Source organism: Brevundimonas sp., from assembly GCF_013912005.1.
Lineage (GTDB): Bacteria > Pseudomonadota > Alphaproteobacteria > Caulobacterales > Caulobacteraceae > Brevundimonas.
In genome coordinates, this window is the sequence record NZ_JACESB010000033.1 from 1 (window position 1) to 15,488 (window position 15,488).

Consider the following 15,488-nt stretch of genomic DNA (forward strand, 5'->3'; position numbering starts at 1 on the left):
GCTCATGCCCCTGTCGACCGGCGAGACTTGGGTGACCCATCTCGGCATGACCGGGCGCTTCACGCTGGACGGCGACCAGGTCGGCGAGTTCGAGGAGACGGCGCCCGCCACGGGCAAGCATGAGCACCTCAGCCTGTGCGCCGTCCGCGACGGCCGCGCGACCCGCGTGGGCTTCGCCGACGCCCGCCGCTTCGGCTTCATGGGCCTGATCCCGACGGGGGCCGTCGAGACCCACCCGTGGTTCGCCGCCCTCGGGCCGGAGCCGCTCGGCAACGCCTTCTCCGGCGTTCATCTGGCCGAGGCGTTCCGCGGCAAGAAGCAGAACGTCAAGGTCAGCCTGCTGGACCAGCGCATCGTCGCGGGGCTTGGCAACATCTACGTCTGCGAGGCCCTGTTCCGCGCCCGCATCTCGCCGCTCACGGCCGCGGGCAAGGTCTCCCGGCCGCGGCTCGAGATCCTCGCCGCCGAGGTCCGCAACGTGCTGAACGACGCCATCGCCGCCGGCGGCTCGACCCTGCGCGACTTCGCCAACGCCGAGGGCGGCCAGGGCTATTTCCAGCACCGCTTCGACGTCTACGGCCGCGAGGGCAAGCCCTGCGCCGGCGACGGCTGTTCGGGCGTGGTCAAACGCACGGTGCAGGCCGGCCGATCGACCTTCTGGTGCCCGGTCTGCCAGCGGAGGTAGCGGAAGGGATGAGGGATTGGGGATTAGGGACTAGGAGGGTTGCGGACACCAAGGCTCTTCGGTGCGGGCCTGGCCGCCGCCCAGCCCTGTTCCCCAATCCCGAATCCCCAATCCCCAATCCCTCCATGCACCGCATCATCCTCTTCCGCGGCATGAACACCGGCGGCGTCCGCGCCCCGGTCGCGGAGCAGCGCGCAATGGCGGAGGAGATGGGGCTGGCGAACCCGCGCACCCTGCTGGCCAGCGGCAACCTCGTGGTCGACAGCGACCGCGATCCCCGGTCCCTGGAGGCGGAGGTCGAGGCCGCCATGGAGAGGCGCTTCGGCCTGACCCTCGCCGCCGTCGTGCGTACGCCGGAGCAGTGGGCGGGCCTGATCGCCGCCAACCCGTTTCCGGACGAGGCGAAGGCGGCGCCCTCGAAGCTGCTGGTCATGCTCATGAAGGACGGGATCCGGCCCGGCGCCCTCGAGGCCCTGCGCGCCGTCGCCGGCCCCGGCGAGCGTGTCGAACCGGCCGACGGCGCCCTGTTCTTCTGGCATCCCGAGGGGATCGGCCGTTCGAAGCTGGCGGAGAAGGCCCAGCCGCGCCTGATCGGCGTCGGCACGGGCCGCAACTGGAACACGGTGCTCAGGCTGGCGGAGATGGTCGGCCTTCCGTCCCGCTGACCGGCTCGCTATGCAGGCCGCCTGACGAGGAGATCCGCCCATGGCCGACACCTATGCGAACCTGCTGATCGAACGCCACGCCGACGGCTACGCGGTCGTCACCCTGAACCGGCCCGAGGCGCTGAACGCGCTCAACTCCGCCCTCTTCAAGGATCTCGCCGACTTTCTCGACGCGGTCGAGCACGACGACAGCGTGCGCTGCCTCATCCTGACCGGCTCGGGCGACAAGGCTTTCGCCGCCGGCGCCGACATCAAGGAGATGGCCGACCAGTCCTACGCCGACATGTACAAGGCCAACTTCTTCTCGCTCGGCCACGACCGCATCGTTCGCTTCCGCAAGCCGATCGTCGCCGCGGTCAACGGCTTCGCCCTCGGCGGCGGCTGCGAACTGGCCATGCTGTGCGACTTCATCGTCGCCTCGGAGAAGGCGAAGTTCGGCCAGCCCGAGATCAACCTCGGCGTGGCCCCCGGCATCGGCGGCTCCCAGCGGCTGACCCGCCTGGTCGGCAAGTCCAAGGCCATGGACATGGTCCTGACCGCCCGGATGATGGACGCCGCCGAGGCCGAGCGCGCCGGCCTGGTGTCCCGCGTCTTCCCGCACGAGACCCTGCTCGACGAGGCCCGCGCCATCGCCGCGAGGATCGCCGCCCAGAGCCCGCTGGCCGTCATGGCCAACAAGGAGATGGTCAACGCGGCGCTCGAGACGACCCTGACCCAGGGCGTCCAGTTCGAACGCCGCCTGTTCCACTCCCTGTTCGCCTTCGAGGACCAGAAGGAAGGCATGAGCGCCTTCGTCGAGAAGCGGAAGCCGGCGTTCAGGGGCCGCTAGGCGGCGCCTACACCGCGCGGTCCGGATGGGTCTGGGTTCCCGGCGGCCGGGCGCCCTCGCTGACCTCCTGGTAGTCGTCGTCGGTCTCGTGGATCGACAGGATCGACTCGCCCTCCGACATCAGCGGCGTGGCGGCGTCGGCGGCCTGGATGTCGGTCTTGGAGGGCACCTTGAGGACGCGCGTCTCGCCGCCCTCCACGCCCACGGTCACGCGATAGATGCGCATCGGCTCAGGTCCCGAAGCCGCCGGGACCGCCCGCGCCGGCGGCGCCGTCGCCGCCCGTGGCCGGCTGCGGCTCGGCCTTGCCGGGAGGGGCGCCGCCCTGGTCGGGCCGGCGCTGGCCGGCCGAACCGCCGGTGGCGGCGTCGTTCGGGTCGGGGGTGCGGTCGTTCTGGCTGATGTCGGTCTGCGGCGTGTCGGTCATCTCGAAGTCCTTTCGCTGAGGGAACAACGGCCGCGCGGTCAGTGCGGTTTCAGGACCACCTTGGTCCATTCGTTCGGATTGTCGTGGAAGTTCTTGTAGCCTTCAGGAGCCCGCTCCAGCGGCAGCACGTGGCTGATCAGGTCGGTGGTGTCGATCCGGCCCTCGAGGATCATCTCCAGCAGCTGCGGCAGGTATTTCTGCACATGGGTCTGGCCGGTCTTGATGGTCAGCCCCTTCTCCATGAAGGCCCCGATCGGCAGCTTGTCGCCGATGCCGCCATAGACGCCCGGCACCGACACCCGCCCGCCCTTGCGGCAGGCCATGATGGTTTCGCGGAGCACGTGCTGCCGGTCGGTGCCCAGCTTCGTCTCCTGCTTGACCGCGTCGATGACGTTGTCGGGCGAGAAGCCGTGCGCCTCCATGCCGACCGCGTCGATGCAGGCGTCGGGCCCGATGCCGGCGGTCATCTCCTTCAGCGCCTCGCGCACCTTCACCTCGTGGTAGTTCAGCACCTCGGCGCCGTTCTGCCGGGCCAGCTCCAGCCGGCGGGGCTGGTGGTCGATGGCGATGACGCGGGCGGCGCCCTGCAGGAAGGCGCTCTTGATGGTGAACAGGCCGACGGGGCCGCAGCCCCAGACCGCCACCGTGTCGCCCGGCTCGATCATGGCGTTCTCCGCCGCCATCCAGCCCGTCGGGAAGATGTCGGACAGGAACAGCACCCGCTCGTCCTCGATCCCGTCCGGCACCACGATCGGCCCCATGTCCGAATAGGGCAGGCGGGCGTACTGGGCCTGGCCGCCGGCGTAGCCCCCGGTCAGGTGCGAATAGCCGTACAGCCCGGCCATGGGATAGCCGTAGGCGATCTCGGAGGCGTCCGACTTGTCGGCCGGATTGGAGTTGTCGCAGGCCGAGTACTGCTGCTTGCCGCAGTGGAAGCACTGGCCGCAGGCGATGACGAACGGGACGACCACCTTCTGCCCGACCTTCAGGGTCGAGCGCGGGCCGACCTCTTCGACGATCCCCATGAACTCGTGGCCGAGGATGTCGCCGTTCGACATGCCCGGGATCATGCTGTCGTAAAGGTGCAGGTCCGAGCCGCAGATGGCGGTGGCGGTGATCTTGATGATGGCGTCCCGCGGATTGACGATCTGCGGATCGGGGACGGTGTCCACCTGGACATTGTGTTTGCCGTGCCAGGTCAGGGCGCGCATGGGGGCCTCGCTTTCGGGGGAGGGGATCAGAGGTGGCGGTCGGCGCGGGGCGCCGCGTCGGGGGCCTTCGAGGTCGGGATCTCGCCGGTCTCCATCAGCTGCTTGAAGCGTCGCAGCTCGCGGCGGGCCTGGATGCGGGGCTCGCGCTGCATGACCTTGGCGACGACCTTGCCGAGGGCGCCTGCGGGCGAGTCGTAGCTGATGAACACCCGCACCTCGGTGCCGCGCCCGAAGGGGTTGTCGCGGAACTCGATCCAGCCCTCGTGGTCGACGTCGCTCTCCTCGAGCGAACGCCAGGCGATGTATTCGCCGGACCGCTCCTCGGTGATCTCGCTGACCAGTTCGAACTCGCTCCCTGCGGGGCCGGCGATCAGCCAGCTCGAGCGACCCGCGTCCGTCATCTCCACCGACTTCACGTTCTCCATGAACAGCGGCAGGTTCCGGAAATCCCGCCAGAAATCGTAGAGCTCCTGGCGCGGGCGGTTGATCATGACGGCGTTGACGCTGGACGCGTCGAAATCGCCCTCCACCCGGTCCTTGTCGAGGAAGGCGGGTGAGCGGACGTCGGCGTCGGTCGACAGGGGTTGTTCGGACATGACGGCTCCTTTCGGGTCAGCCAACCCGTCGGCCGCCGCCTTCGTTCCAGCGGAACCGCGCGCGCCGCCCGCGGTTGTCGGAACGAAGGAGATTCCCATGACCGACCTGTCCGCCACCGCCGCCGAAGGCGTCCGTCCGCTCGCCGTGGTCACCGGCGCCTCGACCGGCATCGGCTATGAACTGGCCCGGCTGATGGCCGAGGACGGCCACGACCTCGTGGTCGCCGCCGACACCCCCCTGGGCGAGGCCGTGCAGACCTTCGAGAGCCTCGGCGCTCGCGTCGACGCCGTCCAGGCCGACCTCGCCACCGAAGAGGGGGTGCAGTCCCTGCTCGCCTGCATCGGCGACCGCCCGGTCGACGTGCTGGCCGCCAACGCCGGCCACGGCCTCGGCCACGCCTTCCTCGACCAGGATTTCGCCGAGGTGGTCCACCTGATCGACACCAATGTCACCGGCACGCTGCGGCTGGTGCACCAGGTCGGCCGGACGATGCGCGAGCGCGGCCGCGGCCGCATCCTGTTCACGGGCTCGATCGCGGGCCTGATGCCCGGCAGCTTCCAAGCCGCCTACAACGGCTCCAAGGCCTTCATCGACAGCTTCTCCTTCGCCCTGCGCAACGAGCTGAAGGACTCCGGCGTCACCGTCACCGTGCTGATGCCGGGTCCGACGGACACCGAATTCTTCGAACGCGCCGACCTCGAGGACACCATGGTCGGCCAGGGCAAGAAGATGGACCCGGCCAAGGTCGCCGAGATCGGCTACAGGGCTCTGAAACGCGGCGACGGCGACGTGGTGGCGGGGATGGGCAACAAGCTGCAGGCCGCCGCCGCTGCGGTCACGCCGCAGTCGGCACTGGCCGAGATGCACCGCAAGCAGGCCGAACCCGGTTCCGGCTGAGCCGCGGCCAGACTCGCCTTGAACCGCCCGGGGCTTTCGGCTATAGGCCCGCCCTCCTGAGATTTTCGCGCCGTGGAAAGGTGTTCCGCGGCGCTTTCCGTTCGATAGGTTTAACCGATGGCCAACAACCCCGGCGCCAAGAAGGCGATCCGCAAGATCGCCGCCCGGACCGAAGTCAACAAGGCGCGCCGCACCCGCGTCCGCACCTTCCTGCGCAAGTTCCAGGAAGCCGTCGCCGGCGGCGACGCGGGCGCCGCCAAGGCCGCTTTCGTCGAGGCCCAGTCCGAGCTGATGCGCGCCGTCTCCAAGGGCGTGGTTCACAAGAACACCGGCTCGCGGAAGGTCTCGCGCCTCGCCGCCCAGCTGAAGAAAATGTCGGCCGCCTGATCCATCGGGCGCCGGACGGAGCTTAACTGTTCCGTCATGGGATTTCGTAGTGATATCAACGGCGAGGGCGCTTCGGCTCCCTCGCCGTTTGCATGTCTGGCGCTAAGCGCGGCAGGCGAATTTCGTGCTCGCCCCGGTGGCGAAATCCGGATTCTTCGAGGCCTTGGGGGCCTTTAGCGGAGTCAACAATTTTAACTTCGAATCGACTCGCGAATCAGCGTTGACGCTCCCCTCGCCCGGCGTAAGTTTGGGGCTCTGACGCACTTCCATCCCCACACGGATGAAGACGGCGCGGGACCTGGTTTCGCGTCGGCGTGAGATGTCTGATCGAGAGAACGACCCCGACCCGGGCGGCCGTCGCCGCACCGGACAGGAGAAGTCGTCCCTGAGTCAGCCCGTCTCTGAAGCGCGTCCGGTGATGGATCTAACGGCGGGTGGCTGACCGATGATGGGGGGCGCGAGGATGGCGGGCATGACGGATCCGGATCGCATCTGGACCGAGGCGGCGGGGCGTCTGCGCGGCGAGATCGGCGAGGGCGCGTTCAGCTCCTACATCGCGCCGTCGGCCGTGCGCGTCGACGACGCCGGGCAGCTGATCCTTGTGACCCCGACCGCCTACGCCCGCGACTGGGTGCGCAAGAACGCCCTGCGCCGCATGAACGAGCTGTGGCTGGGCCTCGACGGCCTCAACCGCCGTCTCGACGTGCGTTGCCGGGCGGAGATGGGCTCGACCCCGCCGGCGTCGCAGATCGCCGCCGGCCGCGCCGCCGGCAACGTCGTCGCCATGCCCATGGCCACCGTCGCTCCGGTCGCCGACGGCGCCCGCGCCGTGCGCGCCGCCGGCCTGCAGGACCGCCTGACCTTCGACAGCTTCGTGGAAGGCCAGGGCAACGCCTTCGCCCTCGCCATCGCCCGCCAGGCCGCCGCCTGGGCCGACGGCCACTTCAACCCGATCTTCTTCTGCGGCCCCTACGGCTACGGCAAGACCCACCTGCTCAACGCCATCGCCTGGGAGGCCCAGCGCCTGCGCCCGGACGCGAAGGTCGTCTACCTGACCGCCGAGCGCTTCCTGTCGACCTTCGTGCGCGCCATGCAGGACCGCTCGACCGCGGCCTTCAAGGACTCCCTGCGGTCGGCCGACATGCTGCTGATCGACGACGTCCAGTTCGTCGGCGGCAAGGCCTCGACCCAGGAGGAGCTGCTCTCGACCCTCACCGCCCTGATCGAGGACGGCAAGAAGATCGTGCTGTCGGCCGACAAGCCGCCGATGGCCCTGACCGAGGTCGAGCCGCGCCTGCGCAGCCATCTGGCGTCCGGCCTGACCTGCCCGGTCGAGCCCGCCGATCGCGCCCTGAAGCTGGCCGTGGCCCGCAACCGGATCGAGGCGCTGGCCCGGCTCGGCGTCGTCTCCGGCGAGGTCCGCGCCGAGGTGCTGGAGCACCTGGTCGACCGCACCCCCGGCTCAATGCGCGAGCTGGAAGGCGCGGTGAACACCCTCGCCGCCGTCGCCGGCGCCCGCCTGTCCAGCCTCGGCCTCGACGAGACCCAGGCCCTGCTCGGCTCGGCCCTGCGCGGCGGGCCCGAGCGCCGCATCACCGTGGACGAGATCCAGAAGACGGTGGCCGAGCACTTCACCCTCAAGCAGGCCGACCTGCTGTCGGAGCGCCGCACCCGCTCGGTGGCCCGCCCGCGCCAGATCGCCATGTACCTGTGCAAGCAGCACACCACCCGGTCCTACCCGGACATCGGCCGCCGCTTCGGCGGGCGCGATCACACCACGGTCCTGCACGGCGTGCGCAAGATCGAGGAGCTGATCGCCCAGGACGAGCAGATCGCCCGCGACGTCGAGGCGCTGACGCGCAAGCTCAGGGGCTAGGTGGTAGAGGCCAGGTTCCAGGGAGCCTGTGGCGTCCCGACCGGAAGGGCTTATCCACATCTGGATCGAACGGCCTCCCTGGCCCCTGACACCTGGAACCTGGTCCCTTCCTTGCCCCGCCCCGCCAATCCGCTAGTGTCGCTGGCCCATAGTGCAGAGGCGACCGGCTGAGTCGTCCAAGGTTCCGAGGTTGGGGCGAGACCACCACATGCAGCTGACCATCGAACGATCCGCGCTCCTCAAGGCCCTCGGGCATGTCCAGAGCGTGGTCGAGCGGCGCAACACCATCCCGATCCTGTCGAACGTCCTGCTCAGCGCCGGACGCGACAAGCTGAGCTTCGCCGCCACCGACCTCGACATGGAGATGGTCGACGAGGCCGAGGCCCAGGTGAACGTCGAGGGCCAGATCACCGCCCCGGCCCACACCCTCTACGAGATCGTCCGCAAGCTGCCCGACGGGGCCGAGGTCTCGCTCAGCTACTCCGGCGACGATCCCCGCCTCGTGGTCCAGGCCGGCCGCTCGAAGTTCAACCTGCCGGTCCTGCCGGCCGGCGACTTCCCGGTCATGTCGACCGACACCTCCGGGACGCGCTTCACCCTGGCCAAGGAAGACCTGGCCCGGCTGATCGACAAGACCCGCTTCGCCGTCTCCACCGAGGAGACCCGCTATTACCTGAACGGCCTCTACCTCCACACCGTGGCGGAGGCCGGCATACCGCTGCTGCGCGCCGTCGCCACCGACGGCCACCGCCTCGCCCTGGCCGAGACCCCGGCGCCCGAGGGCGCCGCCGGCGGCCCCGGCGTCATCGTGCCGCGCAAGACCGTGGACCAGGTCCGCCGCCTGCTCGACGACGGCTCCGGCCCGGTCGAGATCATGGTCTCGCCGCAGAAGATCCGCTTCGAGTTCGGCCAGGCCAGCCTGACCTCCAAGGTCATCGACGGCGCCTTCCCCGACTACATGCGCGTCATCCCCAAGGGGAACGACAAGCAGGCCGATATCGACAACACCCTGTTCGCCCAGGCCGTCGACCGCGTCGCCACCATCTCGGCCGAGAAGAGCCGCTCGGTGAAGCTGGCCTTCGAGCTGGACCGCGTGACCCTGACGGTGCGCAACATGGAGGCCGGGCAGGGGGTCGAGGAGGTCGAGATCGGTTATTCCGACGAGCCCTTCGAGATCGGCTTCAACGCCCGCTACCTGCTCGACGTCGCCGGCCAGATCACCGGCGAGACGGCCATGTTCAAGTTCGCCGACCCGGCCAGCCCGACGCTGGTCCTCGATCCGGGCGATCCGGGCGTGCAGTACGTGCTGATGCCGCTGCGGGTGTGAGGCGCAGTGATTAGTGAGTAGTGACGAGTGAGGGGCTATCGCAGGCGGACCGCGTTTCGCCACAAGCGCCAGCCTTCTACTCACTACTCACCCATCACTTTCCACGCTCCTTGATCACCTCCCTCGCCCTCACCGACTTCCGCTCCTACGCGAGCGCGACCCTGTCCATCGAGGCGGCGTCGGTGGTGCTTCACGGCCCGAACGGCGCGGGCAAGACCAATGTGCTGGAGGCGCTCAGCCTGTTCACCCCGGGCAAGGGCCTGCGCGGCGCCGCGGCCCCCGAGATGGGCCGACGCGAGCCGGGCGAAACCACCGGCCGGGCCTGGGCCGTCGCCGCCGTGCTCACCGACGGCGAGGACGAGACCCGGCTCGGGACTGGGGTCCAGACCCCCGGCGCGGCCCGCCGCATCGTGCGCATCGACGGCGAGACCGCGCCGCCCGGCCGGCTGCTCGACCACCTGCGCCCGGTCTGGGCCACGCCCGAGCAGGACCGGCTGTTCTCCGACGCCCGCGCCGCCCGGCTGAAGTTCTTCGACCGTCTGGTGTTCGCCGCCGACCCGGACCACGCCGCCGCGGTCACGGCCTACGAGAAGGCCCTGAAGGAACGGCTGCGCCTGCTGGTCGACGGCGCCGAGGGGCGGGAGGCGGATCCCCTGTGGCTGGATGCCCTGGAGGCCCGGCTGGCCGAGTCCGGCGCCGCCGCCGCGACCGCCCGGGCCGCCGCGCTGGCGACGCTGCAGGCGGCCATCGACGCCCGCGGCGACCGCCCCTTTCCGCAGGCCGACCTCGGCCTCACCGGCGAGGCCGAGCAGATGGCCGCCGCGGGCGCGGACGAGGTCGCCATCGCCACGCGGCTGCGGGAGGGCCTGCGCGCCGCACGGACGCGGGACGCCGCCGCCGGCCGGTCCCTGTTCGGCCCGCACCGCTCCGACCTCACCGCCCTGCACCGCGAGAAGAACCGTCCCGCCGCCGAGGGCTCCTCGGGCGAGCAGAAGGCCCTGGTGCTGAACCTGATCCTCGCCCAGCTGACCCGCCTCGCCGGCCAGCCGGCCCCCCCGGTCCTGCTGCTGGACGAAGCCCCCGCCCACCTCGACGCCGCCCGTCGCGCCGCCCTGTTCGACGAGATCGAGGCGCTGGGTCTCCAGGCCTTCCTGACCGGCACCGAACGGGCGCTGTTCGAGGGCCTGGAGGGCCGCGCCCAGTTCGTGCGGGTGGAGGCCGGGCGGTTCGGCTGACCGCGGGTTCCGCGCCCCCCGGAAGCCCCGCTTTTCCTCGCAATTCCCGTCAGAATTCCTATATCCTGCAGGCTTCGGCGCGGATCGGATTCGCGCCCTTTCCGCCGTCCGCTCCAGGCGGTTTCCAAACCGCCCTTCCGGGCCCCCAGCGGGCCGTCTCACCGACCGATTTGATGACCGACCAGACTGTCCCCTCGCCGGAATACGGCGCCGACTCGATCAAGGTGCTCAAGGGCCTCGACGCGGTGCGCAAGCGCCCGGGCATGTACATCGGCGACACCGACGACGGCTCCGGCCTGCACCACATGGTCTATGAGGTGGTCGACAACGCCATCGACGAGGCCCTCGCCGGTCACGCCGACCTGGTCCAGGTCATCCTCAACGAGGACGGCTCCGTCACCGTCACCGACAACGGCCGCGGCATCCCGACCGACATCCACGAGGGCGAGGGCGTCTCGGCGGCCGAGGTCATCATGACCCAGCTGCACGCGGGGGGTAAGTTCGACCAGAATTCCTACAAGGTCTCCGGCGGCCTGCACGGCGTCGGCGTCTCGGTGGTCAACGCCCTGTCCGACTGGCTGAAGCTGGTCATCTACCGCAAGGGCAAGCGCCACGAGATGCGCTTCGAGCGCGGCGACACGGTCGAGAGCCTGCGGGTCACCGGCGATGCGCCGATCCGCGAGGACACCGGCCAGCCGCTGACGGGCACCGAGGTGACCTTCTACCCGTCGGTCACCACCTTCTCGCACATCGATTTCGACCTGAAGACGCTGGAGCACCGGCTGCGCGAGCTGGCCTTCCTCAACTCCGGCGTGGTCATCAAGCTGGCCGACCACCGCGGGGCCGAGCCGTTCGAGGAGATCCTCCACTACGAGGGCGGCGTCGAGGCCTTCGTGCGCCACCTCGACAAGTCCAAGCAGCCGCTGCTCAAGGACGTCATCGTCATCCGCGGCCGGAAGGACGGGATCGAGCTCGACCTCGCCCTGTGGTGGAACGACAGCTACCACGAGACCATGCTGTGCTTCACCAACAACATCCCCCAGCGGGATGGAGGCACCCACCTGTCGGCCTTCCGCGCCAGCCTGACCCGGGTGATGGGCAGCTACATCGACGCCGCCGGCGCCGCCCGCAAGGAGAAGGTCTCGGTCTCGGGCGAGGACGCCCGCGAGGGGCTGACCTGCGTCCTGTCGGTCAAGGTGCCGGACCCGAAGTTCAGCTCCCAGACCAAGGACAAGCTGGTCTCGTCGGAGGTGCGGCCGGCGGTCGAGAGCCTGTGTTCGGAAGGCCTGTCGACCTGGTTCGAGGAGCACCCGGCCGAGGCGAAGCAGATCGTCGCCAAGATCGTCGAGGCCGCCGCGGCCCGCGAGGCGGCGCGCAAGGCGCGCGAACTGACCCGTCGCAAGACCGCCATGGAGATCAGCTCCCTGCCCGGCAAGCTGGCGGACTGCCAGGAGCGCGATCCCGCGCGCTCCGAGCTGTTCATCGTCGAGGGCGACTCCGCCGGCGGCTCGGCCAAGCAGGCGCGCAACCGCGAGAACCAGGCTGTGCTGCCGCTGCGCGGCAAGATCCTCAACGTCGAGCGGGTTCGCTTCGACCGCATGCTGTCGTCCGAGACCATCGGCACGCTCATCATGGCGCTCGGCACCGGCATCGGCCGCGACGACTTCAACATCGACAAGCTGCGCTACCACAAGATCATCCTGATGGCCGACGCCGACGTCGACGGCGCCCACATCCGGACCCTGCTGCTGACCTTCTTCTTCCGGCAGATGCCGGAGCTGATCGAGCGCGGGCACGTCTTCATCGCCCAGCCGCCGCTGTACAAGGTCTCCAAGGGCAAGCAGCAGCGCTACATCAAGGACCAGTCCGAGATGGACGCCTACCTGATCGAGGAAGGCTCCTCCGACGCGACGCTGGACTTCCCGAACGGCGAGCGCCGGGCGGGGCTGGACCTGCAGGCCCTGGTTCGCGAGGCCAAGGCGTTCCGGGCCGGGGTCGAGCGCCTGTCCCAGCGGGCCCCCGCCTTCGCCATCGAGCAGTCGGCCCTAGCCGGCCTGTTCGACGAGAACGCCGACGCGGACGCGCCCGCGCGCGCCGCCGCCCGCTTCGACCTGTACGCCGAGGAAGGCGACGGCCCGTGGTCGGGCGGCCCGGGTGCCCAGGGCGCCGTGGCCTTCGAGCGGGTCCGCCGCGCCGTCACCGAAAAGGTCGTGCTCGAGGAGCCGCTGATCCGCTCCCTCGACGCGCGCCGGCTGGCCGAGCGCGCCAGCGCCTTCCTCGGCCTGTTCGACGCCCCGGCGGTGTTCCGCCGCAAGGACAAGACCACCACCATCCGCGGGCCGCTGGACCTGCTCGACGCCGTGCTCGACGCCGGCAAGAAGGGCGTGGCCATCCAGCGCTACAAGGGTCTGGGCGAGATGAACCCCGAGCAGCTGTGGGAGACCACCCTCGACGCCAACGCGCGCACCCTGCTCAAGGTCGAGGTCGAGCACGCGGACGAAGCCGCCGACCTGTTCGCCAAGCTGATGGGCGACGTGGTCGAGCCCCGCCGCGAGTTCATCCAGGAGAACGCCCTGGACGCCGCCGTCGACGCCTGAGGCCGGTCAGGGCCGGCCCGCGTCGACGAACGCCCTGACCGACGGCCAGGTCGGCGGACTCGCCCGCCGCCCGTCGCAGGCGATCTGCTTCAGGTAGTCCGGCATGGTGTTGCTCCGGACGGGCTCCCACTCGGCGCCCTCCTCGGGGTACCGCCCGACCTCAGCTCCGTCGGGCCCGTGCTCGACCACGCCGGCCGGCCGCCACCGGTTGCGGTCGCACTGGAACTCGTACGACTCGATCGAGTGGCTGTAGTCGCCCGCCTCGCCCCGCAAGGGGATCATGGCGACCTGGATCGCCGTTACGCCGTCGACCGCCGAGATGCTGTCGACATCGGCCATAAAGGCGTTGTTGGCGCTGCGGGAATAGACGTTCCAGTTTTCCGCCGCCGCGGGTCCCGCCACCCCGGCGACCGTGAGCGCCCACACCAGTGCGTGCCTCATCATGGCCTCCCCAGATCCACGAACCGCATTGATGCGCGGACCTGCGCTGTTGGCAAGTCCCGTCAGGCCGCCTGCGAGAGCTCGCGCGGGCGTCTCGCCAGGGGCTCGAACAGGTGCTCGGCCAGGTGCCGGACCACCGGCACGGCCACCCCGTCGCCGGTCAGGTGGCAGGCCGCGCTGTACGACGCAGGCAGGCGATAGCTGTCCGGCAGCCCCATCAGCCGCGCCGTTTCGCGCGCCGTCATCAGCCGCGAACGGAGACGGCCGCCGTCGACGACCAGCAGCGTCTGGCGGCTGGATCCCCCGCCGGGCGTGCGCAGGCAGCCGGCCCGGTCGAAGCGAACCTCCGCCCGCTGGACCTTTCCGCCGTCGGGGGCGAGCCGGGTGCGACGGAACAGGGCTCCGACCCGCCGTCCCCCGGCGGCGGCCGCCGCCTCGACCTTGGCCCGGTTCACGGGCGACATCAGGTCCAGCAGCCGCGCCGTCTGGTGAGGAGCGTGCCAGACCTGTCCCGGTCCGTCCGGCTCGACCAGATCGGTCAGCGCGCAGGGCGGCTGCGCCGGCGGCGGCAGGCGCCACCAGACCAGCCGGTCGGCGACGTCCTGCCCCAGTCGTCCAACGGCCCGCTGCAGGCCGGCAGGGTGAAAGGGCTCGAGAGGCTCCGCGGACGCCAGGGCAGGGGCGTACGGCTGATCTCCCCGTACGCCGATCACGAAGAGCCGCGGCCGCGACTGGGGCAGGAACCGGTCGGCGTTGATGACCAGCGGGCCGAACACATAGCCCAGATCCGCCCAGGCGCGGCAAAGGAGGGCGAAATCGGCTCCGCCGCGCGAGGTCAGGGTTCCGCAGACGTTCTCGACAGCGAGGATGCGCGGCCCGCGACCTTCCGAGACGAGCCGCTCCGCCAGCGTCATGAAGGCGTGGAAGGTTCCGGACCGGGCCCCGGCCAGACCGGCTCCGGCCCCGGCGAGGGACAGGTCCTGGCAGGGAAACGAGCCCCACATCAGGTCCGGCTCCCCCGGCAGGTCGGCGGTCGTCAGCGCCGCCACGTCGCCCAGGCGCAGGGCGTCGTCGCCCCAATTGTCGCGATAGGCGGCGCCCTTCGCCGGGTCGATGTCGTTGGCGAAGCGACAGGTCCAGCCGCCGCCGAGGCCGGCGCGGACCATGCCGCCGCCCGCGAAGAACTCGTAGAAGGACAGGCTGCCGGGCGCCGAATCGACCATGGGCCAAGGCTGCGGCCGCCGGACAGCGAAGTCCACCGCGGGAACCCCGCCGGCCGGCGTCCGCTGCAGGAGGATGGCTCGACGCCTCAAGGTCTTCACCTGGTCCGACGGCTTCCACGCCTTCACCGTGGCGGCCTCCTCGCGCCCCCGGGCTCTGGCGGCCTGGGGGATCGAGCGCGACATCTTCGCCGGCGGTCTGGCGCGCGAGATCACCGGCGGAGCCGACTACGATGCGGCGCTGGCCCGCCCGGGGGAGGTGATCGAACGCGGCCTGACGGTTGATGTCGGAGAGGCGCCGCGTCGCCGCTCCGCGCGCCCGGCGCCGTCCCGGCCCGCGCCGCGCCGATCATCCGATGCGGCGCGCAAACGCCTCGAGGCGCTCGAGGCGGAGTTGAAGGCGCTTGAGCGGGAACAGGCCGCCGCCCGACGCGAACTCGACGCCGAGATCGGGCGGCTGACCCGCAGGCGGGCGCAGCTCGACGCCAGCCACGCCGCCGCCCGCGGACGGCTGGAGGCGCGCCTGGCGAGAACGCGGAAGGCGGCCGGAATCGCCTGAATCGCCGGCCGCCTCAAGGGCGATTGCGGCTGATCACAGTCTGATCGCAGGCGCTCCGGGCTGGCCGGCGCCGACCACGTCCCTGCGCCTGGCCGACGATTCCCGCAGGGTCACCGCCCGTCGCGGTCCGGCGCAGGTTCCCCTCCCTGACGCGAGTCAGGGCCGAACTGGAAGAAGGAAGAGAGAGTGGCGCACCCGAAGAGATTCGAACTCCTGACCCCCAGATTCGTAGTCTGGTGCTCTATCCAGCTGAGCTACGGGTGCGCACGGCCGCGAGCGGCGAGGGCGGGTCTCTACCGCACGGGCGGGGAGGGGGCAAGCCCTGCGGGCGCGGTTTTGCACGGGGCCGGCCAAAGGCGTGGGAAGGGGTTTCGCTCCGCGGCGCCGCGCGCCAAGGTGCGGCGCTCCCGCTGACCCCCCCGTTGTAGTCGCCATGATCCCGACCCGCCTTCGCCGCCTCCTTCTGACCGCCGCCGCCGTTCTGGCGGCCGGAGCGGGGGCGGCCGCGTGCGCGGGGGGCGTCGACCACGCCCCGGC

Annotated in this window: 16 protein-coding genes and 1 tRNA gene; 10 read left to right on the top strand and 7 right to left on the bottom strand. The window is 70.6% G+C overall.

The window, feature by feature from the left end:
* The 3 genes from mutM to H2038_RS14290 all read left to right on the top strand — a co-directional run.
* On the top strand, positions 1-685 hold a 685-nt coding region (gene mutM / locus H2038_RS14280; protein ID WP_292114657.1), incomplete at its 5' end, for a bifunctional DNA-formamidopyrimidine glycosylase/DNA-(apurinic or apyrimidinic site) lyase.
* 125 nt (positions 686-810) lie between these two features.
* On the top strand, positions 811-1,350 hold the full coding sequence (locus H2038_RS14285) for a DUF1697 domain-containing protein (protein ID WP_292114659.1): 540 nt from the start codon (positions 811-813) through the stop codon (positions 1,348-1,350).
* 40 nt (positions 1,351-1,390) lie between these two features.
* The gene (locus H2038_RS14290; RefSeq protein WP_292114662.1) at positions 1,391-2,179 is read left to right on the top strand and encodes an enoyl-CoA hydratase-related protein; all 789 of its coding nucleotides are present in this window, start codon (positions 1,391-1,393) and stop codon (positions 2,177-2,179) included.
* A 7-nt stretch (positions 2,180-2,186) separates the two neighbouring features.
* Here the strand turns inward: H2038_RS14290 and H2038_RS14295 are convergent, their stop codons facing one another.
* The 4 genes from H2038_RS14295 to H2038_RS14310 are packed head-to-tail and all read right to left on the bottom strand — an operon-like array spanning position 2,187 to position 4,411.
* Positions 2,187-2,405: a hypothetical protein gene (locus tag H2038_RS14295; RefSeq protein ID WP_292114665.1), complete on the bottom strand. Its 219-nt coding sequence runs from the start codon at positions 2,403-2,405 to the stop codon at positions 2,187-2,189.
* Positions 2,406-2,409: 4 nt separating this feature from the next.
* On the bottom strand, positions 2,410-2,604 hold the full coding sequence (locus H2038_RS14300) for a hypothetical protein (RefSeq protein WP_292114667.1): 195 nt from the start codon (positions 2,602-2,604) through the stop codon (positions 2,410-2,412).
* A gap of 38 nt (positions 2,605-2,642) precedes the next feature.
* On the bottom strand, positions 2,643-3,815 hold the full coding sequence (locus H2038_RS14305; protein ID WP_292114670.1) for a zinc-dependent alcohol dehydrogenase: 1,173 nt from the start codon (positions 3,813-3,815) through the stop codon (positions 2,643-2,645).
* 26 nt (positions 3,816-3,841) lie between these two features.
* On the bottom strand, positions 3,842-4,411 hold the full coding sequence (locus H2038_RS14310; RefSeq protein WP_292114672.1) for an SRPBCC family protein: 570 nt from the start codon (positions 4,409-4,411) through the stop codon (positions 3,842-3,844).
* A gap of 97 nt (positions 4,412-4,508) precedes the next feature.
* Here H2038_RS14310 and H2038_RS14315 point away from each other — a divergent pair, with 97 nt between their 5' ends.
* The 6 genes from H2038_RS14315 to gyrB all read left to right on the top strand — a co-directional run bounded on the left by H2038_RS14315 (position 4,509) and on the right by gyrB (position 12,731).
* Positions 4,509-5,309, top strand: coding sequence for an SDR family NAD(P)-dependent oxidoreductase (locus H2038_RS14315; protein ID WP_292114675.1), 801 nt, complete (start codon positions 4,509-4,511; stop codon positions 5,307-5,309).
* A gap of 117 nt (positions 5,310-5,426) precedes the next feature.
* A complete protein-coding gene (rpsT, locus tag H2038_RS14320) occupies positions 5,427-5,696 on the top strand; it encodes a 30S ribosomal protein S20 (RefSeq protein ID WP_292114678.1) in 270 nt (89 codons plus the stop codon).
* A gap of 472 nt (positions 5,697-6,168) precedes the next feature.
* Entirely contained in the window at positions 6,169-7,572 is a 1,404-nt protein-coding gene (dnaA, locus tag H2038_RS14325; protein ID WP_292114681.1) for a chromosomal replication initiator protein DnaA, read from the top strand.
* A 208-nt stretch (positions 7,573-7,780) separates the two neighbouring features.
* The gene (gene dnaN, locus H2038_RS14330) at positions 7,781-8,899 is read left to right on the top strand and encodes a DNA polymerase III subunit beta (RefSeq protein ID WP_292114684.1); all 1,119 of its coding nucleotides are present in this window, start codon (positions 7,781-7,783) and stop codon (positions 8,897-8,899) included.
* A 110-nt stretch (positions 8,900-9,009) separates the two neighbouring features.
* Positions 9,010-10,134 carry a DNA replication/repair protein RecF gene (gene recF, locus H2038_RS14335; protein WP_292114687.1) on the top strand — a complete coding sequence of 375 codons (1,125 nt, stop codon included), beginning with the start codon at positions 9,010-9,012 and terminating at the stop codon, positions 10,132-10,134.
* Between the two features lie 173 nt (positions 10,135-10,307).
* On the top strand, positions 10,308-12,731 hold the full coding sequence (gene gyrB, locus H2038_RS14340; RefSeq protein ID WP_292114690.1) for a DNA topoisomerase (ATP-hydrolyzing) subunit B: 2,424 nt from the start codon (positions 10,308-10,310) through the stop codon (positions 12,729-12,731).
* A 6-nt stretch (positions 12,732-12,737) separates the two neighbouring features.
* Here gyrB and H2038_RS14345 read toward each other — a convergent pair whose 3' ends face one another.
* A complete protein-coding gene (locus tag H2038_RS14345; protein ID WP_292114692.1) occupies positions 12,738-13,172 on the bottom strand; it encodes a surface-adhesin E family protein in 435 nt (144 codons plus the stop codon).
* A gap of 62 nt (positions 13,173-13,234) precedes the next feature.
* Positions 13,235-14,395, bottom strand: a complete 1,161-nt coding sequence (locus H2038_RS14350) for a DNA cytosine methyltransferase (RefSeq protein WP_292114693.1) — start codon at positions 14,393-14,395, stop codon at positions 13,235-13,237.
* Between the two features lie 73 nt (positions 14,396-14,468).
* Between H2038_RS14350 and H2038_RS14355 the strand changes: the two genes are divergently transcribed.
* The gene (locus tag H2038_RS14355; protein ID WP_292114696.1) at positions 14,469-14,951 is read left to right on the top strand and encodes a hypothetical protein; all 483 of its coding nucleotides are present in this window, start codon (positions 14,469-14,471) and stop codon (positions 14,949-14,951) included.
* A gap of 187 nt (positions 14,952-15,138) precedes the next feature.
* Here H2038_RS14355 and H2038_RS14360 read toward each other — a convergent pair.
* Positions 15,139-15,215, bottom strand: a tRNA-Arg gene (locus H2038_RS14360).
* Positions 15,216-15,488: the final 273 nt, after the last annotated feature.